Annotated in this window: 25 protein-coding genes and 1 tRNA gene; 12 read left to right on the top strand and 14 right to left on the bottom strand. The window is 60.1% G+C overall.

The genetic code is table 11. The features are described from left to right. Nucleotides 1–95: 95 nt before the first annotated feature. On the bottom strand, nt 96–440 hold the full coding sequence (locus tag F3J08_RS12410) for a hypothetical protein (protein WP_062163962.1): 345 nt from the start codon (nt 438–440) through the stop codon (nt 96–98). Between F3J08_RS12410 and F3J08_RS12405 the strand changes: the two genes are divergently transcribed. The 5 genes from F3J08_RS12405 to ptsP all read left to right on the top strand — a co-directional run bounded on the left by F3J08_RS12405 (nt 435) and on the right by ptsP (nt 4,674). Then, nucleotides 435–971 carry an HPr kinase/phosphorylase gene (locus F3J08_RS12405; RefSeq protein WP_370458727.1) on the top strand — a complete coding sequence of 179 codons (537 nt, stop codon included), beginning with the start codon at nt 435–437 and terminating at the stop codon, nt 969–971. The two genes, F3J08_RS12410 and F3J08_RS12405, sit on opposite strands and share 6 nt — an antisense overlap. Nucleotides 972–1,016: 45 nt before the next feature. Beyond that, entirely contained in the window at nt 1,017–1,985 is a 969-nt protein-coding gene (gene rapZ, locus F3J08_RS12400; RefSeq protein ID WP_370458726.1) for an RNase adapter RapZ, read from the top strand. A gap of 76 nt (nt 1,986–2,061) precedes the next feature. Beyond that, the gene (locus F3J08_RS12395) at nt 2,062–2,562 is read left to right on the top strand and encodes a PTS sugar transporter subunit IIA (protein WP_166930312.1); all 501 of its coding nucleotides are present in this window, start codon (nt 2,062–2,064) and stop codon (nt 2,560–2,562) included. After that, nucleotides 2,562–2,855 carry an HPr family phosphocarrier protein gene (locus F3J08_RS12390; RefSeq protein WP_370458734.1) on the top strand — a complete coding sequence of 98 codons (294 nt, stop codon included), beginning with the start codon at nt 2,562–2,564 and terminating at the stop codon, nt 2,853–2,855. The genes F3J08_RS12395 and F3J08_RS12390 overlap by 1 nt, the downstream gene beginning before the upstream one ends. Then, a complete protein-coding gene (gene ptsP, locus F3J08_RS12385; protein ID WP_162922198.1) occupies nt 2,848–4,674 on the top strand; it encodes a phosphoenolpyruvate--protein phosphotransferase in 1,827 nt (608 codons plus the stop codon). The genes F3J08_RS12390 and ptsP overlap by 8 nt, the downstream gene beginning before the upstream one ends. A gap of 115 nt (nt 4,675–4,789) precedes the next feature. Here ptsP and F3J08_RS12380 read toward each other — a convergent pair whose 3' ends face one another. Beyond that, nucleotides 4,790–5,185, bottom strand: coding sequence for a DUF3597 domain-containing protein (locus F3J08_RS12380; protein ID WP_166930308.1), 396 nt, complete (start codon nt 5,183–5,185; stop codon nt 4,790–4,792). Between the two features lie 258 nt (nt 5,186–5,443). Here F3J08_RS12380 and F3J08_RS12375 point away from each other — a divergent pair, with 258 nt between their 5' ends. Continuing rightward, entirely contained in the window at nt 5,444–6,271 is an 828-nt protein-coding gene (locus F3J08_RS12375; RefSeq protein WP_166930306.1) for a sulfotransferase, read from the top strand. Nucleotides 6,272–6,318: 47 nt separating this feature from the next. On the opposite strand, the gene F3J08_RS12370 is transcribed toward F3J08_RS12375, so the two are convergent. Beyond that, a complete protein-coding gene (locus F3J08_RS12370; RefSeq protein ID WP_166930304.1) occupies nt 6,319–7,317 on the bottom strand; it encodes a zinc-binding alcohol dehydrogenase family protein in 999 nt (332 codons plus the stop codon). A 227-nt stretch (nt 7,318–7,544) separates the two neighbouring features. After that, on the bottom strand, nt 7,545–8,396 hold the full coding sequence (gene rlmB / locus F3J08_RS12365) for a 23S rRNA (guanosine(2251)-2'-O)-methyltransferase RlmB (RefSeq protein ID WP_166930302.1): 852 nt from the start codon (nt 8,394–8,396) through the stop codon (nt 7,545–7,547). Between the two features lie 95 nt (nt 8,397–8,491). On the opposite strand from rlmB, the gene F3J08_RS12360 reads away from it, so the two are divergent. From F3J08_RS12360 to F3J08_RS12350, 3 genes are all read left to right on the top strand, one after another. Further along, nucleotides 8,492–8,577: transfer RNA gene (locus F3J08_RS12360), tRNA-Tyr, on the top strand. Between the two features lie 329 nt (nt 8,578–8,906). Beyond that, nucleotides 8,907–10,103: a nucleoside hydrolase gene (locus tag F3J08_RS12355; RefSeq protein ID WP_240149328.1), complete on the top strand. Its 1,197-nt coding sequence runs from the start codon at nt 8,907–8,909 to the stop codon at nt 10,101–10,103. Nucleotides 10,104–10,346: 243 nt separating this feature from the next. After that, a complete protein-coding gene (locus F3J08_RS12350) occupies nt 10,347–11,264 on the top strand; it encodes a GIY-YIG nuclease family protein (RefSeq protein WP_166930300.1) in 918 nt (305 codons plus the stop codon). Nucleotides 11,265–11,329: 65 nt separating this feature from the next. Here the strand turns inward: F3J08_RS12350 and F3J08_RS12345 are convergent, their stop codons facing one another. The 6 genes from F3J08_RS12345 to glnK all read right to left on the bottom strand — a co-directional run bounded on the left by F3J08_RS12345 (nt 11,330) and on the right by glnK (nt 17,484). Then, nucleotides 11,330–12,256 carry a carbohydrate kinase gene (locus tag F3J08_RS12345; protein WP_370458733.1) on the bottom strand — a complete coding sequence of 309 codons (927 nt, stop codon included), beginning with the start codon at nt 12,254–12,256 and terminating at the stop codon, nt 11,330–11,332. A 129-nt stretch (nt 12,257–12,385) separates the two neighbouring features. Further along, entirely contained in the window at nt 12,386–13,075 is a 690-nt protein-coding gene (locus F3J08_RS12340) for a transaldolase family protein (protein ID WP_122038777.1), read from the bottom strand. Between the two features lie 266 nt (nt 13,076–13,341). Next, on the bottom strand, nt 13,342–14,757 hold the full coding sequence (locus tag F3J08_RS12335) for a hypothetical protein (protein WP_166930296.1): 1,416 nt from the start codon (nt 14,755–14,757) through the stop codon (nt 13,342–13,344). Between the two features lie 516 nt (nt 14,758–15,273). Further along, nucleotides 15,274–15,777, bottom strand: a complete 504-nt coding sequence (locus tag F3J08_RS12330) for a hypothetical protein (RefSeq protein ID WP_023977811.1) — start codon at nt 15,775–15,777, stop codon at nt 15,274–15,276. 31 nt (nt 15,778–15,808) lie between these two features. Beyond that, nucleotides 15,809–17,149, bottom strand: coding sequence for an ammonium transporter (locus F3J08_RS12325; RefSeq protein ID WP_122038775.1), 1,341 nt, complete (start codon nt 17,147–17,149; stop codon nt 15,809–15,811). Continuing rightward, nucleotides 17,146–17,484: a P-II family nitrogen regulator gene (gene glnK / locus F3J08_RS12320; RefSeq protein ID WP_023977809.1), complete on the bottom strand. Its 339-nt coding sequence runs from the start codon at nt 17,482–17,484 to the stop codon at nt 17,146–17,148. The genes F3J08_RS12325 and glnK overlap by 4 nt, the downstream gene beginning before the upstream one ends. 170 nt (nt 17,485–17,654) lie before the next feature. On the opposite strand from glnK, the gene F3J08_RS12315 reads away from it, so the two are divergent. The 3 genes from F3J08_RS12315 to F3J08_RS12305 are packed head-to-tail and all read left to right on the top strand — an operon-like array spanning nt 17,655 to nt 20,484. Further along, a complete protein-coding gene (locus F3J08_RS12315) occupies nt 17,655–18,878 on the top strand; it encodes a UbiH/UbiF/VisC/COQ6 family ubiquinone biosynthesis hydroxylase (protein WP_122038774.1) in 1,224 nt (407 codons plus the stop codon). Then, nucleotides 18,875–19,699 carry a serine O-acetyltransferase gene (gene cysE / locus F3J08_RS12310; protein WP_023977808.1) on the top strand — a complete coding sequence of 275 codons (825 nt, stop codon included), beginning with the start codon at nt 18,875–18,877 and terminating at the stop codon, nt 19,697–19,699. The genes F3J08_RS12315 and cysE overlap by 4 nt, the downstream gene beginning before the upstream one ends. 44 nt (nt 19,700–19,743) lie before the next feature. Continuing rightward, nucleotides 19,744–20,484, top strand: coding sequence for a hypothetical protein (locus tag F3J08_RS12305; RefSeq protein ID WP_166930294.1), 741 nt, complete (start codon nt 19,744–19,746; stop codon nt 20,482–20,484). Nucleotides 20,485–20,511: 27 nt separating this feature from the next. On the opposite strand, the gene F3J08_RS12300 is transcribed toward F3J08_RS12305, so the two are convergent. From F3J08_RS12300 to ribH, 4 genes are all read right to left on the bottom strand, one after another. Further along, nucleotides 20,512–21,261 (bottom strand): AIM24 family protein, encoded by a 750-nt coding sequence (locus tag F3J08_RS12300; RefSeq protein WP_166930292.1) that lies wholly within the window; start codon nt 21,259–21,261, stop codon nt 20,512–20,514. A 132-nt stretch (nt 21,262–21,393) separates the two neighbouring features. Then, entirely contained in the window at nt 21,394–22,854 is a 1,461-nt protein-coding gene (locus tag F3J08_RS12295) for a carbohydrate porin (RefSeq protein WP_240149327.1), read from the bottom strand. 161 nt (nt 22,855–23,015) lie between these two features. Further along, nucleotides 23,016–25,610 carry an MMPL family transporter gene (locus tag F3J08_RS12290; RefSeq protein ID WP_166930290.1) on the bottom strand — a complete coding sequence of 865 codons (2,595 nt, stop codon included), beginning with the start codon at nt 25,608–25,610 and terminating at the stop codon, nt 23,016–23,018. Nucleotides 25,611–25,725: 115 nt separating this feature from the next. Continuing rightward, nucleotides 25,726–26,199: a 6,7-dimethyl-8-ribityllumazine synthase gene (gene ribH, locus F3J08_RS12285; protein WP_023977802.1), complete on the bottom strand. Its 474-nt coding sequence runs from the start codon at nt 26,197–26,199 to the stop codon at nt 25,726–25,728. Nucleotides 26,200–26,201 lie beyond the last annotated feature (2 nt).

Raw genomic sequence — 26,201 nt, 5'->3', positions numbered from 1 at the left:
AGCCCCCCTGTTTTTTTATGGCCCGTTTTTCAGCACTGAACGCGATGGCGCCTGACGGGGCAGATCGCCCCGCAACCCGCCTCTACGACGCAGCTTCAGGCCGAGGCGATAAAATTAAATTCCAGCCTCTGCCCCGGCACGTCGAAGCTCGGCTTCAGGCGCAGGGTCATGGCGGGCCGGGCCGGGCCAAGCGCCTCGGCAATGATCCGCTGACAGGCCGTAAACACCACACTATCGGGTATCATATAGGCCAGATGCGTTATGTCCTCAGGCACAAGCCCATGTGTCGCCAGAATATCGCGTATGCGGGCGAGGGCATTCTGACATTCCTCAATCAGGCTTTCGGGCGGTTTGCCGTCCGGGCCCAGCCCTGTCACACCATAATAGGTCACGCTGTCCTGCAGGACGGGACGAGGAGAGAGGGAGGAATGGTCGTGCATGACGGCACTCATAACCCACAATCACGGGACTGCACATCGCCTTTCATCATTCCCCGAAACGGGCATATCCACGCATCATGTGCAAGCCTTGCAGGGATAGGCGTTGTGCTCACCGGGCAATCGGGATGCGGCAAATCCAGCCTCCTGCTCCGCCTGATCGATTCAGGCTTCGATCTGGTGGGAGATGATCGTCTGGTCATCCGCGATCTTCACGCCTCTGCGCCCTCTGCCCTCGCCGGGATAATCGAAATTCGCGGGCTGGGTCTGGTTCGGATGCCCTATCGCGCTACGGCAAGGCTTGGCCTGCATGTTCATCTCTCGATTCCGTCCAGACCGGTACGCCTGCCAGAGAAAACTGTCGAACCCGACACTGGACTATGGCAGATGACTCTGAACGGCTTTCACGCTGACGCAGTGGCGATCATTCGCACGGCGCTGCGCTGCCGCCTTGGTGATCTCACACTTCTTTGCGGACTCAATGGGGGAAACGTCTCCTGTCTCCCCCTCCCCAGCGGCTCCGAAGAAGGTTAGGGTTCTGGTGTTCTGTTTCTCATCCGGCAACTGGAGTGGCGATTTGTGAGTTCAACGCGGCGCATCCTGTTGGTGACCGGCCTTTCAGGCGCAGGGAAATCCTCGATCCTGCGTATCCTTGAGGATATCGGCTACGAGGTCACGGATAACCCGCCGCTGACCTTGCTCGATGCCCTGGCCGCCCGAACGGAAGAGCCGCTGGCCATAGGGATTGATGTGCGGACCAGAGGGTTCGAGGCCAGAGCCGTCATCATGGCACTGGCGCAGCTGCGTACCCAGCGCGACCTGCATGTAGAGCTGCTCTACGCGACCGCCGAGACCGATGTGCTGCTCAGGCGCTTCACGGCAACGCGTCGGCGTCACCCGCTGGACAACAGTTCGGAAATCGCGCCGGGTCTTGTGGCCAGCATCGAGCAGGAGATCGCCTTGCTGGCGCCCCTGCGTGACGAAGCCGATCTCGTCATCGATACGTCCGATCTGCCCCCCCATGATCTGCGTCGCCTGATCGAGTCGCGTTTTGGCCATCAGAATGATGGCGACTCGATGACAGTCACCCTGCTTTCCTTCGCTTACCCGGCCGGTCTTCCCCGTGAGGCCGATCTCGTTTTCGATGCCCGGTTCCTGCGTAACCCGCATTACGACCCTGAACTGAAAGCCCGCACCGGGCTGGAGGCCGTGGTGCGCGAATACGTTCAGCAGGACCCCGATTACCTGAATTTCTTTTCACGCATCATGGGACTGCTCGAACTTGTTCTGCCTCGTTTCGTGGCTGAAGGAAAAAAGCATGCGACCGTGGCTATTGGCTGCTCGGGTGGTCAGCACCGCTCCGTAACACTTGTTGAAGAGATTGCTGCGGCGTTAAGCCGCGCCGAAGAGATTAAACTCTTGTCAGATGTGCCAATCGTCGTCATGCATCGGGAACTGGCACGTCAGGGACGCAACTCATGGCGATGGGTCCGCGCCCCTCAGCAACTTGCCATACCGGATGAACAGATACGGACAGAGCCGTCTTGATTACCGTGATGGATGACCAATATCTCTCGGGGTCGCTACGAAAATGGCGTCATGCACCCCTTGAAGGAATGCCCCGATGATCGGGATCGTTCTTGTTACCCACGGTTCTCTGGCTCAGTCTCTCCTTGAAATCGTGACCCATGTGGTCGGGCCGCAGCCACAGATAGAGGTCATGGGCGTCAGTCCTGACGATGATGTCGTTGGCGCAAGAGCGCGTCTCAGCGCTGCTATTGCCTCGGTCGATACAGGCGACGGCGTGCTTCTTCTGACTGACATGTTCGGCAGCACCCCTTCCAATCTGGCCCTTTCGCTGCGTCAGGAAGGCCGTGTCGAAGTGCTAGCCGGTGTCAACGTGCCGATGCTGGTCAAGCTCGCCAAGACGCGCTGCACACGCAGCCTTGCCGAATGTGCCGAGCTGGCCACTCTGGCTGGACGCAAATACATCGCCGCCGCCTATGAGCTTCCGCCATCCTGTTTGCAGGGCGGCAAAAGCTGTGAAATGGTTGTGACGACGACCATGAGCTATATTCCTCCCCGTACCCCGCTAATCACACCGCTGCGCCAGGTTGCCCGATGATGTCGGGCGCGGCTTCGGGCCCGATCCTTGAGCGCGATGTCACGATCGTTAATCGCCTGGGCCTGCATGCACGAGCCGCGGCCAAATTCGTGACAACGGCCGAGGGCTTCAGTGCCGACGTTGAGGTCAGCCGTCACGGCCAGACCGTGTCTGCCCTGTCCATCATGGGGCTGATGATGCTTGGCGCGGGCCGGGGTGAGACCATACTGCTCTCGGCCAAGGGTCCCCAGGCCACCGCAGCGCTCGATGCCCTGATCGCCCTCGTTTCTGACGGCTTTGGTGAACGTGATTAAGCGACTGCGCCGTCCGTCGAGCGAAGTTGTCCAGCCTGATACCGACCTCCCCATGCAAATCCTGCAAGGTGTCGGGATTTCGGCAGGTGTCGTCATTGCGCGCGCCAGCCTGACCTATGAGCGCCCCCTGCCTGTCATTGAGGCCCTCCCCTCCCTGCTGGGAAGTGACGCAGAGCGGGCACGGCTGGATGAGGCCATAGCCCTCACGCTCAAGCAGCTGCGCAAGCTGCGCACCAAACTCAATGCCCTGCCGGAAGAAGGGCGTATCGAAATCGATGCGCTGCTTTCGGTGTATGAGCGTATGCTCAACCATTCACGCCTCGTTCGGGCAGCGCATCGCCGGATCGGGGAAGACGGGCTGACCGCCGAGGCCGCTGTACAGATCGAAAGCGATGCACTGGCGGCCATGGCTGGGCCGCAGCCCGACATGCCTGAAGAGGAAATTGAAGGCGCAAGGCGTCGTGAGGGTGAGTTTCGCGAGGTGGCCAGACGGCTCCTGCGCAATCTGACCGGCGTTTCCTTCAAGGCATTCTCCGATGTCCAGGGCGGCTCCATTCTCGTTGCCGAGCAGATCAGACCGGCCGATGCCGCCGTCATTGACCCGAACCGCATTGCAGCAGTGCTTTCGGAAGGCGGCGGGGTGACCGACCATACCGCCATCATGCTGCGTGCGCTCAATGTGCCTGCCATTCTTGCCATTCCCAATCTGACCGATCGCATCAATGACGGTGATCTGCTGATTGTGGACGGGTCGAGCGGCAGGATTATCCTGCACCCGGACTCGACCACGCTGGCTGAGGCACGCTCGGCAATGGCCGAGGAGGCCAGGGAACGAAAGGGAATTGGCAGATTGCGTCGCCTGCCCAGCCGACTGGTGAGCGGCGAGGATGTCGAGCTGTTGGCCAATGTCGAGATTCCCAATGAACTCCCCCTGCTGCATCGCAACGGCGCAGCGGGCATTGGCCTGCTGCGAACCGAATTCCTGTTCGATGAAACTGCGCCCCTGCCTGATGAAGATGGGCAGTACGAGGTGTATTCCGGCATCGTAGCCGACATGCCCAACATGACAACCACCATCAGGGTGCTGGACTGGGGTGGTGAAAAAGGACTGTCGCGGCTGCGCCAGCTTGGCATTCAGGGCGAAGAGGAAGAGGAAAACCCGGCACTTGGCGTGCGTGGCCTGCGCCTGCTGCTTCGTCACCCGGAAATTCTTGAAACGCAGCTATGCGCCATTCTGCGAGCCAGCCTGCACGGCCAGCTACGTATCCTTCTGCCCATGGTAAGCTCGGTAAACGAGGTTATCGCCACACGCCAGATTTATGAGCGCTGCGCCAAAAGGCTGCGTCGTCGTGGCGTGAAACTCCCTGCCGATCTGCCACCGCTTGGCGTGATGATCGAGACACCGGCTGCCGCCCTGACGGCGGGTGCCCTGGTGCGACAGGCTGAGTTTCTGGCGCTCGGCACCAACGATCTGACGATGTACACGCTCGCCGTCGATCGGTCTGCCGCCATGGGTTCCGAGCTTTACACGACCCTGCACCCTGCCCTGCTCCGATTGCTTCGCCTCACGATCGACGAGGCGCTTCGCGCGCACCGACCCGTCTGTGTCTGTGGTGAGATGGCATCGGACCCGCGTGCTGTCGCTCTGCTGATCGGTATGGGGCTACGCTCGTTTTCGATGTCGGCGGCGCTTCTCCCACCGGTCAAGCGCATGATCCGTTCGCTCAGCCTTGATTCCTGCGATGCTCTCTACCGTCAGGCCATGCTTGTGGAAGATCCCACCGAACTGCACCGCATCATCCGCGACTTCGCGGTCTGATCTCCCGGCGCCTGCACGTGTTTTCCGAGCGGTCAGGAAAGGCCTGGCCGCAAACGAAAAAAGGGAGCCATAGGCTCCCTTCTCCGGCTGGATGATTATGAGGGCGTGAAGGCCCTTAGTGACGAAGTTCTTCCGGTACCTTGCCGCCGTTCTCGGCCAGCTTCTGCATGACCTGACGGATGAGCCAGACATTCATGCTGGCGGTATCCTCGGTGCTTTCCGTGTAGTGCAGCTCCTGCGCCAGATGCTTGCGGGCATCGAGCGAGCTGTCCATGTCGAGCAGCTTGAGCAGATCGACAATCGACGTGCGCCAGTTGAGCGTCTGACCCTTATCGGCCTCCATCCGGGTGAGCACTGCATCGACATCGACCGGCGCACTTGGTGCCGTCGGCGTGGTGGAACCTGGTGCCGCAGGCGCCTCAGCGCCAGAAGCCGCCCCATTCGAGCCGCTGGCAGGGGCTGCCTCCGCGTGACCGAAGATCTTGCTCATGATCGTACTGAAGATACCCATTGATCGCTTCTTCCTTCTGACAGATCTGCCAGCCGAAAACACTGGACCGACAAACCCTATATTTCATTCAGTAACGAAAAGTGACGTGTGACCTAAAAGCCTCACGTACTTCCTGTTCAGCATTATCGCCCCAGCGCGCAAAAGGTTTTTTTCTTTGACGTGATATTTTGGCAACATAGTGAGGTTCGGACGCCCAATTGCACAGCCATAAGGTGCCCTCTACGCGAGCCATGCCCCTCCTCGCGGAAAAACCTTCTCATGCCCCATGCCAATGCCGTTCATTTCATCGCCGGCCTGCCTCGCTCAGGGTCCACGCTGCTCTCAGCCCTTCTGGCCCAGAACTCCGCCATTGTAACGTCTGGACGCAGTTCACCCGTCGCCCCCATGATGCTGCGTATCGCGTCCCTGATGGCTGAGGGAGATTACGCCGGTGATTTCGATGCGGTGAAAAGGGACCGCGTGATGCGCCGCTTGCTGGAAAGCTACTACGCCATTACCGACCCCAAGCAGATCGTCATCGACACGCATCGCGACTGGTGCGCCCGGATGGGACTGATCGATGCCGTATTTCCGCAAGCCAAGGTCATTTGCTGCGTGCGTGATCCAGTCTGGATTCTCGACTCGCTGGAGCGACTGATCGTGCGCGATCCGGTCCTTTCCCCCAATCTCGTACCACTTTCCAGAAGGGCCACGCAGCACGACCGACTGGAGTATATTCTCTCACCCGAGGGCGTCTTTGGCTATGCGTGGCGCGTCTTGACGGAGGCGTTCCACGGCCCCTATGCGCATCGGCTCATTCTGGTGGATTACGATTATCTGGCCCGCACACCACGTCAGGCTTTGGACAGCCTGACACGGGCGCTGGGACTGCCGCCTCATGACTACGATCCCGACCATGTGGTGACACCCGATACGGACAAGTTCGATCAGGCTCTCGGCACACCGGGTCTGCACGCGCTACGCCCCCGTGTTGCACCCGAGCCCAGACGCTCGATCCTGCCGCCCGCCATGCGCGAAAGGCTGGAAGGCGGCATGTTCTGGCGCAGCGCACAGGCCCGCGAGAGCGGAGCACTCATCCTGTGCTGATCCCGCCGTCCAGCGCGCCGGACTGAACAGCGCCGGCGCATCGGACGTCAGAACACCAGAACGGATTTACCGATGCTCTTTCCGCTCTCGCTCTCGCTGTGCAGCCTGCCCAGTGCGGCAGCACTGAGCCCCTGAGCCCGGTGATACTCTGTCGCCACCACATCTCCGGACTGAACAAGCGAGGAGATCTGCTCGAGAATATCATGTTGCCTTGCCTGATCGGGCGTGGCGAAAAGCGAGCGTGTAAACATGAATTCCCATGAGATCGTGGCGCTCTTCTTCTTGAACCCCACGATATCGAAATGCGCGGGATCGTCGATCACGCTCAGATGCCCCTGAGGCGCCAGAATTTCCTCATAAAAAGCCTGATGGCGGTCCGTTGCGGTCAGAGCGGCGATATGGGTGACCTGCTCGAAACCAATAGCCCGGATCTGGGCTGCCATGTCCTGCCGATGATCGATCACATGATGCGCGCCCATCCTGAGCACCCAGTCGCGCGTTTCATCCCGTGATGCTGTGGCGATGACGGTAAGCCCCGTCAGCTTGCGGGCCAGCTGGATGAGGATCGAGCCCACACCCCCAGCGCCGCCGACGACCAGCAGGATGCCTTTTGTCAGGTTGGTGACCGCCATGCGGTCAAAAAGCATTTCCCATGCTGTCACGCTGGTGAGTGGCAGCGACGCGGCCTGCCCCCAATCGAGACGGTCCGGCATATGGCCGACCAGCCTCTCATCGACTGCCTGCATCTCGGCATTGCTGCCTTGGCGCATCAGGGCACCGGCATAGAACACCTTGTCACCCGGTTTGAAGAAACGGACCTCCGGGCCCGTAGCCTCGACGATTCCGGCGGCATCCCAGCCCAGAACGCGCCATGCCTCGCCATCCAGCGCACCGGCCCGCACACGTATCTTGGTATCGACAGGATTGATCGAGACCGCTCTGACCCGCACGAGCAGGTCGTGCCCTTTCGGGGCGGGAGGGTCGGGCAGGGTAATGTCCTGCAAGACATCAGGCGCACCGGGCGCCTTGTAGCCAACTGCTCTCATGGAAGTGATCCCTCCCGGAAACATGTCCTTGGAGCAATCAGACTAGACCATCACCCGGGCTGATGGAATTCCCTGACGGGTGACCCTGGGCACTTGCGCTACGCGCACTCATGCTTCGGGCTCTCCAGCGATGGGCACTCCCGCCATATGCATCAAGCCGCGAGCATGGGTACCGTCACGCAGCAGGTTGGGCATGACGAGGGGCCATGCCTCAAACCCGCAGGAAATCAGGCCGGGCGAACCAGCTCATAAAGTGCCACAGCAGCAGCATTGGAGACGTTGAGGCTTTCCATGTCACCGGGCATGTAGACGCTGGCGATCTCATCGCAGCTTTCCCGGGTCAGGCGCCTGAGGCCCGCCCCTTCTGCACCCAGCACCAGCGCCACGCGACGACCCGCAAAACCCTGACCGTTCAATACCGAGCCACCGGCATCCAGACCCACCGTCCAGAGACCGGCATTTTGCAGCTGGGCAATGATGCGCGAGAGATTGACCTCACGCAGGATAGGCACGACATCAAGCGCCCCTGAGGCCGCCTTGGCCAGCGCGCCGCCTTCCTGAGGCGTATTGCGGTCCTGCACCACAAGAGCAGCTGCCCCGAATGCCGCTGCCGACCGCAATATCGCACCGATATTGCGCGGATCGGTTACCTGATCGAGAATCAGCAAGGGCCCTTCGCGGCTGGACAGCACGTCATCGAGATAGGGCGGGGTCAGTGGTTCGACGCGCATGCAGACGCCCTGATGCACGGCGTCACGCTCACAAAGATGATCCAGCCGCTGGCGCTCGACCACGTTGGGGGAAATACGGATCGGAACCTGTCTGGCTTCGAGTGCCGAGAGGGCTTCTTTCGTGACCAGCAGCTCGTGCACGTCGCGATCTGCATTGCGCAGGGCCGCTTCAACGGCGTGCAGGCCATACATCCAGTATCCGGCGGCGGATGAACGCCCGCCGGAGGAACGGCCGCCTGAAGAACGCCCCTCGGACGAGCGTGCGCCAGAGGGGCGATCCTCTGGAGCGCGGTTTTCGGAAGCGCGGGCAGCGCGCGAGGCGGATGAGCGTGAAGGGCGTCTGGACATGAGCGCTCTATGAAAGCAAGCTGCCCGTCATGCAACAAAAATGAAGAAAGCTTGTTGACACCAATCCTGATCCGCCATATTCCCCGTCCCGACCTGGAGAGATGCCCGAGTGGCTAAAGGGGGCGGACTGTAAATCCGCTGGTGTACGCCTACGTTGGTTCGAATCCAACTCTCTCCACCAGGTCCCCTTCCTTTAAAAATTCAATCGCTTGCTGTCGATGCGCCAACGCGCTCCGGGCTGTTCGAGGCAATCAGCAGTCCTTGTCGCCGCGTGAGGCTGAGACCGCCTGCTCTGCGTTCTGTACGAGCGATTGGCGACCGGACAAGTCCTTCCAGCGCCTCCCCGCCCCGTCCGCCTTCTTTCGTTTTGATCACGCATCGTCGCCAGGGCGGATTGCGCCTTGCGCCTGTCTCATTGCAAACAACTATTGCTTCGTTGGTCGGGTCGAAAGGCGCCCCCTCCAAGTCAGGAGCCCAATGCAGGACAATGAACCAGGGAAGTAACGGCACATGCGCTGCAAACCGAATTTTTCGAGACTGATGCCCGCCGCGCGACGTGGCCGGGATGCCGGTATCGCGCGTATGGGCATAGCCTCACTCGCTCTGCTTGGCCTTTTCGCCTTCAATGGGGTTGCCATCAGTGCGGCGCATGCCGAGCCACGCCTGGTCATTCTCGATGATGACGGGTTTGCCCTCGCCCAGTGGATGGTCATCAAGGCGCCGAATGTGAAGGTTCTGGGCGTCACGACTGTGACAGGCGATGCCTGGGCGAAGGAAGCCACAGCCGATGCGCTTCGTGGTGTGGAAATTGCCGGCCGGCCTGATCTGCCTGTCTATACAGGGGCCACCTATCCACTGGTGAACACCGAAGCGCAGACCGAGCGCTGGGAGACCCTTTACGGCAAGCTGGTCTGGAAAGGCGTGTGGATGAAGCACTGGGTAGAGCCCACTCTTCAGAAACTCCCACCCTATCACGGTCCGGATGTCGTGCCGGACCTGCCTCAGGGCAATCCGACCATCAAGGCGCAACACGAACGCGCTGCTGATTTCATGATCGACATGGTGCATCGCTACCCGCATCAGGTGGCGATCATCGCCACGGGACCGCTGACCAATCTGGCTCTGGCCCAACGCCTCGACCCGGAATTTGCCCCGCTCGCCAAGGAGCTGGTTTATATGGGCGGCAGTCTCAACCCGCGTCAGACACGCCCTGACGAAGTTGCCCATCAGTTCGCACGCGAATTCCTCAATGCACCAAGGCGCGAATTCAACATTCGCTTCGACCCTGAGGCCGCAAGCATTGCGTTGCGCGCGCCTTGGCCAAAGATCACCATGATTCCAGTCGACCCCTCGACGGACACCGAGCTGACCCCCGATTTGCTCACGCGTCTCTCGCGCTCCGACACCCCGGTTTCGCGCTCCCTCAAGACCCGCGAGCCGGGCTTTCCGCTCTGGGACGAAATCGCTGCGGCTGTCTGGCTGAATCCGGGCCTGATCACCCAGAAAGCCGACCTCTATGTTGACGTGAACACGCAGTTCGGCCCGTCTTATGGCGACATCCTTTCCTGGTCGCCCGGCTATCAGCCCGGCCTCGGTGAAGGACGGACGATCGTGGTGCAGAAAATCGACGTGCCCCGCTTTGAGGATCTGATGGACAGGCTGGTGGCCGCCGCCCAGCCTCCGCTGAGCGGCAAGCCCCTGCCCTGAGCGATCTTGCCGACAAGAGGGCCTGAATGACCTGTCAGGCCCTGTGCGTTGTAATGGCCTGTCGCAATTCTGCACTACGGACAGGCCGCCCCAATTGCTGTTCGGCCTCGCCCCTTGAAGCCGCAGGCCGAGAGAGAGCCGCTCCCTGCCCTTTACGGGTGTAACCCAGATGCGTCAGAACTAATGATTGCGGCCCTATCCGGACAGGACCGCAACCTGCCTGCAATGAAGAAAAAGAGCCCCATGGCCCATCCCCAGACGATCCAGATCTTCCTTCCCGATGGTGACCCGCAGGGCATACGCATTGCCTCGATCACAACCCGCATTGTTCAGTTGATCGAGATTCCTCGCCTGAGGCTGGCTGACTTTCTTGCCATGTCGGAAGCGGGCCATGTGGGGCTCTACCTTCTGTTCGGTGAGGATGACGAAACGGGTCATGCCAAGGCCTATATTGGTCAGACGGGTAATCTGGGCGCACGGCTCAAGCAACACCATGACGGCAAGGATTTCTGGAACCGCGCCCTTGTTGCCCTCTCACTGACGCATAGTCTTACGGTAACCCATGCGCATTATCTGGAATGGCTGGCGATCAGCCGCGCCGCGCAGGCGGCCCGCTGCAAGCTGGAGAACAGCACAACAGGCACACGCCCGCACACCCCGGCCGCGATGGAAGCTGAATGTCGCGAGATTTTCGAGACGATCGATATCCTTCTGACGACGCTCGGACACCCTGTTTTCGAAGCGCTTGTCAAACGCGAAGAAGACAACAGACGAGTTGGACGCCCTGCGGCCACAACGCCCCCTCCCTCTGATGCAGATTTCTTCCTGCGCAACGAACGAGCCGACGCGCGAGGACGCTACACAGAAGCTGGCTTTATTGTTCTTGCAGGCTCATGGGGGCGCGCTCAGGCAGTGCCAAGTTTTGTAGGAACAAGCCCGTATCGCAAAAGGCAAGCCATGATCGAAGCGGGTGACTTGGCAATTAACGAAGAGCGTCTCGTATTCTTGCGTGATGTCCATTTCAACTCGCCAAGCGCTGCAAGCGACATGGTTAGCGGTCGTGCAACGAATGGATGGACGGAATGGAAGGACGCGACCGGCAAGACCTTATCGGATGTTACCGGTCGCGTAGTCCCGACCAGATCAGCAACCGTGACTTGATACATAAACGACATGACCGGACCGCGTATGGCCAAACCAGAGAAATAAGATGCGCAAAGCCATATCTAGCCTTGTTGTTGCTCGCGCCACGGTGAGTCGGCACCGCGACGCGCGCAGGTTGCACTGGCGATGGTCTGCCCATAGGCAAGGGCCGTATGCAGGGCTCCCTCATCAAGCGCTTCCAAAGCTTCCGGCGCCAGAAACCCTGTATCGGATAGACCCGCAAGCAACCCCGCCATGAAGCTGTCGCCCGCACCCACCGTGTCCACCACATTGGTGGGTATGGCGTTGGCATGAGCCTGCGCTGTGGGCGTCCAGCCGCTGACACCCTCCTTGCCATGCGTGATCACCACGAGACGTGCCCGGTGGCCAAGCCAATCGCGCGCTGCATGTTCATGCGCGATACCCGGATAGAGCCAGTCCAGATCAGCCCCGCTGATCTTGATGATATCGGCGTGATGCAGGAGGCGCTGCATACGTGTGCGATAACCCTGTTCATCACGGACCAGCGACGCGCGGATGTTCGGGTCAAAACTGATGAGCCTCGCCCCGCCGGCCTCCCGCATGAAAAGCGCCTCATAGGCGCTCGCCGCGGGTTCTCTTATCAGGGCGATCGACCCGAAATGAAGAGTCCCCACGCATGAGAGATCCTCACTGTCCGGCATGGTCTCACACAGGCGATCGGCTGCTCCCTCGTCGAAAAACGCGTAGGCCGGTTCAGCCTGATCGAGATTGACAAAGCCGAGGGTGGAGGGCGCATCGAGCCTCTGCAGAAAGTCCAGCCTGACCCGGCTCTGTTCAAGTGCAGCGACAAGCTGGTCGCCAAACAGGTCCGTCGAGACGGCGCTACCGAACCAGGTCTTGACGCCCAGACGCCCCAGCGCACGCGCTACGTTGTAGGAAGAGCCGCCCGGACAGGGCCGGTAAGCCCCCCCCTTTTCCTGGTGGCCCGTCTGGCAAATCGACCGGAATGAAGTCGATAAGGGCTTCACCAAGACACAAGACTGAACCACTCATGACCAGACTTTCAGCGAGACATCAGCCCGCCATCAGAGAACTGATACTGACTACGCCCCGCGTGTTCGCAGCAGCAGGCGGGCACGGTCCACTAGCAAGCACGGTCATTGACCAGCAGCTGTTTTCTCGAAAGCCGCCGCTGCGTCTGTCGTCAGCGGATCGCTGAATAATTGCTCGGCGACAGCCGGGCTGAAGGTGAAGGTGTCGCACCCCGAGGCCGCAAGAGCCGCGAGATCATCGGCTTTTCGCAGGCTTGCAACGAGCAGACGCGTCGGACGCCCGCAAGCGTGCAGGATGCGCTGCATGGCCGTGACGATTGCGAGGGCATCGCCCCCATGATCACCAATCCGGCCAAAATAGGGGGCCACGTAATCCGAACCCGCAGCAGCAGCCGTAAGGGCCTGATGCGCTGCATAAACAGCGGTCAGGGTGGTCCTCACGCCATAGGCATGCAGCGCCGAAACAGCACGTATGCCGTTCTCGGTGATCGGTACCTTGACGACCATACGCGGATCGAGCGCCGCCAGCGCCAATCCGGTTTCAATCAGCCTCTCTGTTTCCACCCCCCAGCATTGGGCCTGCACCTCACTGACCGGATAGCTGAGGATATCGCTCACCAGCGGTGCAATGGTCGCGAGGGTGCAGGACAGGCCCGCCCGGTCAAGAATGGTCGGGTTGGTTGTGACGCCATGAAACAGCCCTGTGGGCAGCCAGCGCCGAAGGGCATCGCGATCTGCAGTGTCCAGAAACAATCTGACCCCGGGCTGATTTTCGGGGGTGACTCTCAGCGTCATGACAAATTCCTCGAAGTAAAAATCAGGAATCGAAAAACCATGTCATGAAGCTTGAAAGACAAATCATGGATCTGTCAGCGCATATTTGCGTGTATGGCCCACACGTGTACGTCACTTGAGAAAAGGAGGCGCGGCCACCTCCTTTTCCTGTTTTATGTCTCGCGCGCTACTCCGACTGCGCGACCGATACCTACCCGGATCTCTGATCGTCGCAGGATAACCGGCGCGCGAAGATGTTCAGGGTGCGCTTGTCATTGTCATTTGATCTACTGGGGAGGTGTCTCCAGAACCGTCAGACGCAGGGAAGTGAAAATTCGTCCGAAACACGGCAGCCCGATAGAGATTACCTTGAATTTGGCCTCGTCCTTGACCCGGAAATGAAGTCGGACTTCACCATTCGCTTCAGTTTCGCGATCTGGCGTGACGAGGGAAAAGTGATGACCATTGTCGTATAACACAGTGCGCTCAGCTACGCGCCGCGCACTATCACGGTTGTCGAATGAGAGGATAAATTCACTGACGGGAGTCCGGTAGGAAAGATAAAGGTATCCCGCCAGCGCCGTGCTCAGGCGATCGTCGGGAAACTGACCGGTCGCTATAACCTGAAGGTCGTCCCCAGCTTCGGTGAGTGATACTGAAAGATCAAAGCCTCGATGAGCAGCTTCAGTGAGGAAAAACGGGGCAAACGTCTCGACGGGCTGCCGAACATCCTCGAGGATCGTTTCAACCTGCCGGGCGAGATCAATCCTCCCTTCGACCAATGCGCGTCCGTTCCAGCCCGACAAATCGTGCCAGTTGCGCGCAATGCTGTTTTCGGCACTGCAGATAGGTCCCAGATTATTGAGCGCCTTGAGGCTCTCATACATTTGCGCAAGAACCACGGAACGTTTGACGGGGGTTGTACGACACGCAGCAAGCAAGGCGCGGCCGGCATCAGTACCCACCAATATGGCCGCCGGATCGGTAATCTGCCGATCAAACCATTTCGCACAGCAGAAGTGGGGCGGCAGATCCGGGAGCGTAGTCAGCAATTCTGCAGGCCCTACGCGACCGAGCCCGTTCCAGAATACAAAGCAGAGATGGGAGAAACGACGGCTACCGAATTGCAGGATGAATGTCGAAAACAACATCTCCTCAACGGCCATGTAGTTACGAGGATCGTCCGGGTCCTGCGTAAGCGCGTGACGCAGCGCGTCGATCTGCTGCTGGTGATCAAGGATGATATCCCAGTCCTGCTTGCGCGCGAAAAGCCCTTCAATCTGGGTGACCGAGCATCTCGTGATACCGCACCCCTCTTCCAGGGATCGCCTGAAGTTTTCGGACTGATTGAATCCGGTCCAGGCCCATGATCCGCCTTCACCGTCGTATCCCTTGACCGAGATATCATAGTCCTTGCTGTAATCACGACCGTGAGTGGCAGGAAAGATGTTACCTGCCTCCAGCTCGCTGATTACGGCGCTGAAATCCGGTTTTCTGAAAAACAGGGCGTTCGACGCAGTAGTGCAGAAAAAATCGAACGCTCCCAATTCCCTTGCAGCATAGGCGTATGACTCGAGATGTCCAATGGACAGCCCCATGCCCCATTTGGAGCGCTCAATGTGTCCGTTGATGATATGAACACGCTCATGGGCACCCAGTGCCGGATCGACAAGACGCCGACCCGGCGCAAGATTGATGATCAACTGGCAGTTTTCGTCAGTGTAATGCAAAAAATTATCAATATAGAGGGAAAGATAATCCTCCCCCTCATTATAATTTGTCGCAAAAACAACTTTTTTCCACGATACGACTTCCCTGCATGCCGCAAAGATACAAGCAAACGCCTCTTGTTTTCGTCTTGATTGAGGCGAATCAATCTTGATCTCTGTATGTCAATCATCTCCGTTTTATAGGAAATGCGTTCATTTGCAATCGCAAGACAATGTCAATATTTTGCAGGATATATACCCATATTTGCAAAGACGGTAGCACCGCATAATTCCGCCCCTGTGAGCCGCAGCTCCCGCGCAGAAAAATCCACCCCGATGCATTCAGGTATCCACTGGAGACTCAGACGAGACAGGGGAGCCCGTCGCCTGTACCAGTTACTGCACGGGCCCAGCGGCAAGAGCGGATCGCGAGCAACATGACAGCGTCAGCCTCCATAGCCGACGCCACCCCTCGCTTATGAAAAAAGGCCCGTTTCCGGGCCCTTTTGTTTACTTCAGCTTGGCGTTGCATTGGGAGTAATACCCGCCGCCCTTCTGGATCCATTTCAGAGAACCGTTTCCACCGGATTGCTGGTTCGCATGATACTGGTCGAGGCAGGTTTTCATGCGTGCCTTGCCCGCCGGGAGCTTGGCATAGGCAGCAGAGACAGAGGTCGGAAATACCACGTTGCCAGACGCTGTCGTGGAAGGCTTCGAGGCGATCCCCGCACCCGGTGAGGCGGGTGCCTCGGTGGTTACAGGCTTGTCTGCCGCTGCTTCCTTCTCTGCCGGAGCCATGGATGTCTGCGCGGTGCTGGTCGAGACATCGCCACACTGGGCAGCCTTGAAATCCTTGTATTTCTGGCCATTCAGGGTGCCAGCTTTCTCGGCAGCCTGAAACTTCGCATGACATTCCTTCGCCGTCAGCGCCAGGGCGGGGGAGCTGGCACAGGCCGCTCCGCCGAGCATGAGACCGGCCAGCAGAACGTGGCCATGAGAGAGTTTCAGCGCCATTGGCAAATTCCCGTTGGGTAAGGAGTGCGGATCAGTTGATCCGCTCACCATGCAGAACCATGTCCAGACCTTCGAGTTCCTCGTCACGCGTGACACGTAGCCCGATTGTGAGATCGATAACCTTCAGGATGATGAAGGTGAAGATCACGCACCAGACGATGGTCACACCCACAGCTTCGGCCTGACGGACGAACTGCGCGAAGGAACCGACGACGCCTGTCGGGTTGGCATCCGTTGCCGATAGCGGCCCATAGGCAAACACGCCGGTCAGCAGAGCGCCTACGATACCGCCCGTGCCGTGCACACCAAAGGCATCGAGGCTGTCATCATAACCAAGGCGCGGCTTGAGAATGGCCGAAGCCCAGAAGCACACCACGCCAGCCACCAGGCCGATGATCAGCGCCGGACCAGCCAGCACGAAGCCTGCCGCCGGCGTAATGGCCACGAGACCCGCTACAGCACCGGAAATGATGCCAAGAGCCGTCGGCTTGCGGGAGTGGATCCACTCGGCCGCCATCCACGCCATTGCACCACCTGCGGTCGCGATCTGTGTGGTCAGCATGGCCATGCCTGCACGGCCATTGGCGCCACCGGCAGAACCGGCATTGAAGCCGAACCAGCCCACCCACAAAAGCGAGGCACCGATGATGGCGTAGGTCAGGTTGAAGGGCGAGAAGTCGTCATGACCCATACCACGGCGCTTGCCGATCACGAGGGCAGCGACAAGACCCGCGACACCCGAGTTGATATGAACGACAGTACCACCGGCAAAATCGACCGCGCCGATACCGGCCACCCAGCCGAGCGGGCTCCATACCCAATGGGCAATCGGCGCATAAACCAGCAGGGACCACAGCACGGTAAACACGCACAGGGCCGAGAACTTCATGCGTTCGGCAAAGCTGCCAGCAATCAGGGCAGGCGTGATGATCGCAAAGGTCATCTGGAACATTACCCAGACGCTCTCGGGAATCGTCATCGCTACAGGGTTGGCCGAATTGGCCCCCATGGTGAAGGCCTGATCGACCCCCTTGCTGATATGCTCGGCCACGCCGTTCAGCATGAAGCGCGACATATCGCCAATCCAGGGCGTGCCCGTGCCGAAGGCAAGGCTGTAGCCGATCACCAGCCATACGATGCTGGCAATACAGCAGATGGCGAAGGACTGGATAAGGGTCGCAAGAACATTCTTCTTGCGGACCATGCCGGCGTAGAACAGGCCGACACCCGGAATGGTCATCAGCAGCACAAGAGCGGTGCTGACCAGCATCCAGGCCGTGTCACCCGTGTCAATCGCGGCAGGCGCTGCGAAGGCAGGCAGGGGAAGCGCGCAAAGAGCGAGAGGAGCAAGGACCTTTAAAACGCGGCTCATATGGCAGTTTCTCCCGTTTCGCCGGTTCGGATGCGGATGACGCTGTCGAGAGGCGAGACGAAGATCTTGCCATCGCCGATCTTGCCGGTGCGGGCGGCGTTGAGAATCGCATCAACGACTTCATCGACGATGTCATCACTGACAGCGATCTCGATCTTGACCTTCGGCAAGAAGCTGACCTGATATTCAGCGCCTCTGTAAATCTCCGTCTGTCCTTTCTGACGGCCGAAACCCTTGATCTCGGTAACCGTTAGGCCCTGTACCCCTAATGGGGTCAACGCTTCACGGACGTCGTCCAGCTTGAACGGCTTGATGATCGCCGTAATGAGCTTCATTACATTCCTCCGCACCGCAAACGGCTTCTGTTTATAGAAACAGCTCCGCCAGTTCTCATGAACGCAAATCGTGCCAGTTTCATAACGAGATTGGCAAGGGTCTATGACGATCCATTTCCCATTTCCTGCGACTGCATTAAAAAAGCCACGGTCAACAATGCTGCGGAGAAATGAACCCCATGCGACAGGTCGATATCTGCATCAACGGCGCTGGCCCGGTTGGGGCCACTCTGGCCTGTCGCCTTGCGGCCTCGGGGCTTCGGGTTCTGCTCATCGACCGGTCTCCCCTGCCGGGTATGGAACATCCCTCGCTCGACGGGCGCGCCTATGCCATCACCGAAGGCTCACGCCGCATGCTGGTAGCGGCCGGTATCTGGCAGCACCTCCCCTCCCCGTCGCAGCCCATACGCAGCATCACTGTCAGTGATGGCCGCCCCGGCGAGCCAGCCTCCCCCCATGGCCTGCGCTTTGGCCCGGAGGATGCACCGATCGAAAATGGTGAAGCGACGCCATTCGGATGGATGATCGAGGCGCGCGACCTGCGTGCGGCCCTCAACCATGCCCTGACGACGCATGAAGGCGCTCTCGACATTGCCGCGCCTGATACGGGGCGCTTCGAATTTGGCGCCGATCATGTCGAGATCACGCTCAAATCCGGACCGGTCTACCAGGCACCGCTCGTCATTGCCGCAGAGGGGCGGCAGAGCCCGCTACGCCAGCAGGCGGGCATCATGGTCACACGCCTGCCCTATAATCAGTGCGGACTGATCAGCATCATTCATCATGAGCGCCCACATGACGACAGGGCGCTCGAACATTTTCTCCCTCAGGGGCCGTTTGCACGCCTCCCCCTGCCGCCCACGGCCGAGCATCCCTATCGTTCAGCGATCGTCTGGGCAGAGGCGACACGACGCGCCGAGCGGTTCTACGCGCTTGATGAAGCAGCCTTTGCCAATGCCATCATGCAGCGTCTTGGCGATGATGTAGGCAAGGCCGTTCCGGTCGGCCGACGCTGGATCTATCCGCTTTCGGCGCAATATGCCCAGCGTTACACGGCACCGCGGCTTGCGCTCGCGGGCGATTCCGCCCACGGACTGCACCCGATTGCCGGACAGGGCCTGAATGTCGGGTTCAAGGACATCATCGCCCTTTCCGCCCTTCTGGAAACGCGGTTTGCCAGCGGGGGCGATCTCGGCGGCGCAGATCTGCTTGCACGCTACCAGCGCCAGGTGCGCCCCCATAACATGGCAATCATGGCAGCTTGTGACGGGCTTGAACGCCTGTTCGGCAATGACAATCCTCTTCTGCGTTTCGGGCGTGATCTTGGGCTGGGCGTGATGAGCCGCCTGCCAGGCCTGCGCCGCACATTCGTGAAGAAGGCCATGGGATTATGAGCACATCACCCGATCAGACATCGCCCAGAGCGCCCGATCTGGGCGTCGTATGGCAGGAAATGCTCAAGCAAAGCGATGTCTGCTGCGATGTGCTGATTCAGGGTGTGTTTGCGACAGGCATCAGCGATCACCGCAATTTCCAGGGGGCTCTCGCGGCGCTGCTCGGCACCAAACTGGCTGACCGCGCGCTTTCGGCTCCGGTGCTGTCTGCGCTCGTCACATCGGCGCTGGCTGAAAAACCTGAAATTGCTGAAGCCGCCGCCGAAGACATGATCGCGATCTGCGAGCGCGATGCCGCTTGCCCGGATTACGTGACCCCCTTCCTGTTCTTCAAGGGCTATCACGCCATCCAGGCCTATCGTATCGCCCACTGGCTCTGGTGCCATGACCGCCAGCATCTTGCCCGCCACCTGCAGAGCCTGGTGAGTGAACGCTTCGGTCTCGACATTCACCCCGCCGCCCGTCTTGGACGGCGTCTCGTGTTCGATCATGGGGCAGGCATCGTGGTGGGTGAAACCTGCATCATTGAAGACGATGTTTCACTTCTCCAGGGCGTCACCCTTGGCGGCACGGGCAAGGAAACCGGCGATCGTCACCCCAAGGTCCGGCGGGGCGTTCTTGTGGGAGCGGGGGCAATCGTGCTGGGTAATATCGAGCTTGGCGAAGGCGCCAAGGTGGGCGCGGGCTCTGTCGTGCTCGAGAGCGTACCACCTTACACGACGGTTGTGGGCAATCCCGCACGTCGCATCGGCACGCGCCATACCTCCATGCCAGCTCTGGGCATGGATCAGCGTCTGCCTCCCGTGGATTATGTGATCTGACATCGGGGCCTTCAGGAGTGCCTCCGGCAACAGCGCCCTCGCGCGTGAGGACGCTATTGCCCTGGCTGCGCCGTGGGGCGCTCGCTCTGGCTGGGCTGGTCGCCACCTATCTAGGTGTCCTGGCTTATCCTGAACCGGCTTTTGCCTATCGGATGCAGTATCGGCAATTCGATCTCTGGTCGGATCGCCCTATCGACAGCCATATCACTATCATTCTGGACGACGCGACGCGGCGCTTGCAGACATCGAGCCTCTATACGCCACAGCAGCATTTCCACGTCTTTTTCTGTAACGCGCGCTGGCGGTTAGAGCTCTATGGGCTGTTTCACCCAAGCGTCGGGGGCATCGTGATCGCGCCGCTCACATCCAATATCTATCTTCGTGAATCGGATATCCCTCATAACAGGATCATCCCTTCCCATGCCGGGCCGATGGCAGATGCGAAGGAACGCCCGCTCGCCTATTACATTGCCCATGAGGCGACGCATGTGATGCAGGGCCGCAGCTTCGGACGCTTCTTTGCCCTGACCCGCCCCACATGGCTCAATGAAGGGTATGCCGATCTCGTCGGCAAGGGCGGTGACTTCGATATGCGAGATAATCTGGCACGATTCCAGGCCCATGATCCCTTAATGGATGTGCGCCGGAGCAAACTCTATCGACTTTATCATCTGGAAGTCGCCTGGATGCTCGGCCATGACGCTGTTCCTCTGGAAACGCTCTACGCGCATCCTCCGGCCGAGAAAAAGCTCCTCGCCAGATTGCGCGAGGCGCGACTGCCCTGAGACAGGGCGTATCGCGCGGCGTATGGATCAGTCGAACGCCTTACGCACCAGGGAGCCGAGCAGAGTGCCTTCAGCTGCGCCTGTCGCTTCCGTCATCCCGAGATAGGGGCTGAGCGCTCCGGCGAGATTGGACAAGGTGAGTGTCTGCAGCCAGATGCGCCCCGGCCCGGTCAAACGGGCCAGAAACACGCCATCGCCCCCGAACAGCTTGTTGCGTATGCCGGGCAGTGTGGTGATATCGAATTGCACACTCTCCTCGAACATGCCGACATGACCGGGGTGCACATCGATCTGTTCTCCGGGTGCAAGATCATGGGCCACGATCTCGCCGCCCAGCTCCGCCCAGAACTGACCGTAACCCGAAATGCGCTGGAGGATGAATCCCTCCCCGCCAAACAGGCCCGCGCCGAGCTTGCGCTGAAACGCCATGTCGAGGCGGACCCCTTCGGTACCGGCGATGAAGCCATGACGATGCACAAGATAGGCCCGCGATCCATCGAGTGTATGCTCGGTGATATGCCCCGGTATCTTGGCGGCGAAGGCAACGATGCCGGGAGCCCCTTCAGCGCGATAGCGGGTCATGAACAGCCCGCCTCCCGCAATCATGCGCGAGATTGTGCCCATGAATCCGCTTTGCCCGGCCCCTGACGTGCTGGTTTCCAGCGTGACATGGGGGCTTTTCCAGGAGAGCTCGCCCGTTTCAGCCATGAGCATCTCGTCGGGCTGGAGGGCGATGCGGAGTACAGGGAACAACGAACCATCAATCTGCGCATCCATGAATCATTCTCCGGGAAACATAACGTCACAGACCATGGCACGGCGGAGCCAGTCGATGCATCGGCAAAAATGCAGGAGACCAGAAAAGATGCGTTCTCGACCGATCATGACCATCAGGCCGGTTCCGGTTGTTCAGAGGAACTCCACATGGGACTTGAAGCCGAGCAGGACAGCGTCTTTCAGGTTTCCCTGCCCGTTGGGTCGCACGAACAGTTCGACCATCGGCTGCATGAGAATACCGCGCCAGGCATGCCAGCCGTAATTGGCCTCCATGACAACGGCATGGCGCTGGATACCGGTGGCACGGTAGGGTAGTACCTCCCCCCTCGCGCGTAGCAATTCTTCGGTGCGCTGCACGCCCGGCGACATTGCCGTGTAGCTGAAGGCCAGAGCGATGGTGTCCTCAGGGCGGGAGGCGAAAGTCCCACGGCTGATGAGACCGCCATAGACCTGCCAGTGGCGCAGCGCCACGCGCCCGTCATTATAGAGAAAGCCCCAGAGCGCCGTCAGGCCGGAATCCGTATCCTGTCCGGTCTTGTCCTTGCGATAGGTCGTGATTTTCTGATCCATCAGCACCCAGGCATTATAGCTGGCACGATGCTGGCGCTGGTTCAGCCCTGTCACGGCATAGGGCTGGCCATACTGGTCCTCGTGGATATCGGAAAGCGGGGTGGTCGTGAGTGCCGCACCAATCTTGTAATGGCCGGGTAAATGGCCGGGCGCCCTTGGCTCCCATCCCAGTTCGAGCGGCATACGCACGCCATTGATATAGGCGCTGTTGAACTTGAAGCCGCTGCGGTTCATCGAATAGGCAAACATGCCCTCTTCGGTCAGATACAGGCCAAGCTGGATATAGGATTGCGGCAAGGGGCGGCCGCGCACACGCAGACCCCAGTTCCCGGCCGGAAAGGTCGAGGCATATCCGGTATCGGCTGCCGCACGGGGGCGACCGCAAATGGCGTTGATCTGGAACGTACAGAAAAGCGGGCTGGCCACGAAGTCGGAGAGTTCGGCCATGCGCCCTGCCGCAATCGAGAGCTTGCCGCCATACAGCGTCTCTTCGCCATAGGCCATGACGAGATGCACCACCACATTGCCGCCCCCGCCATAGATTTCGGAGGAGTGGTTCAGCCAGTCGCCGAACATGCGGTTGGCAGGCGTGCCATAGCGCCCCGTCACGACCATATGCGTGGCAAAGCCCCTGATATGCGCAATGCGCTCCCAGTCCACATTCAGCGAAAGGGCATATTGCCCGGCATTGCTCGAGCCCTGACGGTAATCGCCGACATGGCGTGTGGGTGTGGTGACGGCGGCTGCATATTCATTGATATTGTCGAGCAGCAGCCCGATCCCGTGGCGACGCAACCAGTCCGTCAGGCCAAAGGGATTATAGAATACGGCCTTGGGCTGACCGAATGCCGGCACGCTGGTGGGCTGCAAGGGCCGGTCAGGAAAGGGATCATTGATCTGATAGCTGGGTTCCGAGCCGGTTTCCTCATCGTCATCATCGGCGGCCCAGCCCGGCATCGGGGCTGACATACCTGCAAGACAGGCGACGGCCAGGCTCCAGCGAAAGAAGTGACTCAGAACCAAAGAAACTGCTCACGGAAACGTTAGGCCTCGGTCCTAGCATCGCCAATCCGTGCCTGACCAGTCCGATTTTTTTTCCGCAAACCCGCAACCGGAGGAAACCAGCACACGGGGGTCACAATGCCTACGCTCTGGCAGGCGCCCCCGTCTTGCGGATGAAGCAGCTATTCCTTGTCAATGCTGCGCTTGGGCAGCAGGGCAGGAATGAAGGTCAGCGTGGCAAGCAATGTGCAGGCCAGCGACATGAGCAGTAGCCGCCCCATACTGGCCGTGCCCGGATGCTGCGAGGCAGCAAGCGACCCGAATGCCGTTCCTGTTGTCAGGGCCGAGAACAGGACTGCCCGGGCCGTCGGCGATGTCAGCGGGCTCTTGATGCCCGCACGCCAGTTCATCACGAAATAGATGTTGAACGACACCCCTACGCCAAGCAGCAGGGGCAACGCGATGATATTGGCGAAATTCAGTGTCTCGGGCACCGTCACGATCAGAATGACCGTGATCAGCGCAGAAAGCAGCAGGGGGGCCAGAACGAGCGCCATATCCAGCAGGCGGCGCAGAGCCACAAACAGGATGATGGCGATCATGACCAGAGCCGAAATCGCCGCCGTCGAGAAAGCATGAACCATCGTACGGGCGCTCTCGACCACCTCAAGCGCCGTGCCTGCCGTATTCTTGTCCACCGACTGCATGTCGCGCAGGAAGCGATAAAGCACCTTGCTGTCGGACATCCGCCCTTTGGGCAGAACCTTCAGCAAGGCGCGTCCATCCGGCGCCACATAGTCACGCGCAATATCCTGCGGGATGCTTTCCATCGTTACAGGCGTGGGCTGAAGCACATCGACAAGCTGGGCGAGCTGCTCGGGCAGAAAGCGCGTAAGCGCCGTATTGGCCGCCATGATCCGGTCATCCGGCGCCTTGGCGAGTGTCGCAAGGGCTTTCTGGATGTCGCGCAGCGGTGAGTCGGGTGCGGTCTTGTCGATCACGGCGCCCAGCTTGGCGGCTGCCGAAGCCGCGCTGGCGCGAAGGGCATTGGCATCAGGCGCAGGCTGCACGTCCTGACCCACCAGTGTCGGCAGCAGGATCGACGCCGTGTCCTTGATCATCGCGAGCTTCTCGGTCTGATCTTCCGGCACGAACATGCCCAGCCACATGACCGAGGAAACACTCGGCAGCGCGTCGAACTGCTTGGCCCGTTCTGCGGCGACCTTCAGGTTCGGCACGATCACCTCGCCATCATAGGGCGAGGCGCGCGGATCCTGCTCCAGCAGATGAAGCGCGCGCATTCCCTCGGTGTCCGGATTCTTGGTGTGCAGAGGATCAGCGTCAAAGCTGAGGCGCGGAATGAGCGCAATGCCGGTCAGGGCCAGAATGGCGTAGAATGCCAGGATGGGCTTGCGGAAACGACGCAGGAAACCGTCGGCCGGTGCAAGGCTGGCGAAACCGGGCATGCCCCGGCTCAGACGCGCACGGAACAGATGCAGCAGGGCCGGCAGCAGGGTCATGGTACACAGGAAGGCGATGATCATGCCGATACCGGCAATCAGGCCAAGCTGGGCCACGCCCACGAAATTGGTTGGAACGAAGGCAAGGAAACCCGCCGCCGTTGCCAGAGCCGCCACCAGAATCTGATGCCCCGTCTCGCGGCCCGTCTCGGCCAGCGCCTCGGCAGGCGCCATGGCCTCACCCGATGCCAGACGCTGCCCCCAGAAGCGGACAGAGAACTGGATCGCGAAATCGACAGCGATACCGACAAAGAGAACGGCAAACGCGACAGAAATCAGATTGAGCTTGCCAACGGCGAGGGCGGCAAAGCCTGTCGTCAGCAGCAGACCGATCACGAGCGTGATCAGGATCGGCACGATCACGCGTACAGAGCGCACGGCCAGAACCAGCCAGCACGCCACCAGCACGAGCGAGGTCAGCAGACCAAAACCCATGCCATGGGCAACGGTTGAGAACTCCTCATCGCTCAGCTGCACCGGGCCGGTGATCATGGCGATTGCGTTGCCGCTCCTGACGAATGGCAGGGAATCGATGGCACGGCGCATGGCGGCGCTTGCCTCACCACCCGGCTGAAGCGAATCAAAATCCTGATGCGGCTGCGTGATGACATACTGGTAGTTGCCCGCCATATCGCCCAGCGGACCCGCCAGAAGATTCTGCCATGACAGATCTTTCGGGTGACCGCTGGCGGCATCATTCAGTGCTGTGGCAAAGCCGCGAAGCTCTGGCGTGAAGCTCTCGGGGATATCCTCACCCGCCGACAGCCCCTCGCCCATCAGCCCAAGGGCCGTGAAGATACCGCGCGATGACGGATCGGCCGAAAGCGTCCCCAGAAAGGGCTGCGCTGCCACGATGGAATCGAGCAGCGTGCCCAGAACCGGCTTGTCGAGATAAAGCAGCCCATGATTTTCAAGGAAGGGCGAGTCGTCAGGCAGGCGAACGGTACGGAAATTCTTGTGATCGGCGCGCAGGATACGGGCCAGTTCACGGGCTGTCGCCCGGCCCTGCTCTGGCATGTCGGCCTTGATGATGGCCACCATCAGGTCGTCATTCTGCGGGAAAAGCTGGCTCAGCTCTGCGCCACGCTGTTTCCAGGGCAGGCTGGCTGCAAACATTTCATCAGTATTGGTTGTCACACCAAGGCGTTGCGCCGTCAGCACCAGACTGCCGGCTGTAAGCACCGCAAAGAGAGCGACGATAACAAGGGCGCGTCTTGCGCAGAACGAGACGATCGATCCGATGAAATTTGCTAGCATTGACGTGTGATGAACCCTGCCACGGAAAGACGCCAGAGCGTCATGGTCCGGGCAGGTTTAGAGCATTGTCACCCGAATGGGAAACCACACCCGTCACAGCGTTGTAACAAACGCCTCAGCTGCGGGTGTTGCGCAGGAAAGCCAGGGTCTCGACACAGGCGGCCGAAGCCTCGCGACCCTTGTTGTGCACATCCTTGCGCGAGCGGGCCTGGGCCTGCTCATCCGTGTAGGTAGTCAGCACACCGAAGGAGATAGGCGTTTCAGTGGCAAGCTGGGCCTGCATGATGCCGATGGTGGCCCCGAGGCTGATGAACTCGAAATGGGCCGTGTCACCCTTGATCACGCAGCCAAGGCAGATGATCCCCTCATACGTTCCCGTCTTGGCCAGAGCCTGCGCCATCAAAGGCAGTTCGAAAGCTCCCGGTGCATCGAACACATCGACATCGCGGATATTGTGTTCAGCGAGCCATTCCAGCGCGCCATCACGCAGGCCATGCGTGACATCCGTGTTGAAGCGGCTCACCAGCAGAGCGAGCTTGGGCGTGGGAACGAGTGTGAGGTCGGGAGCGACGGGGATGGATTTGCTCATGG

The organism is Asaia sp. As-1742 (assembly GCF_011753235.1).
GTDB classification, from domain to species: domain Bacteria; phylum Pseudomonadota; class Alphaproteobacteria; order Acetobacterales; family Acetobacteraceae; genus Asaia; species Asaia bogorensis_B.
Note: the sequence above shows the minus strand (reverse complement) of the source record. Positions and strands in the feature narration are given on the sequence as shown.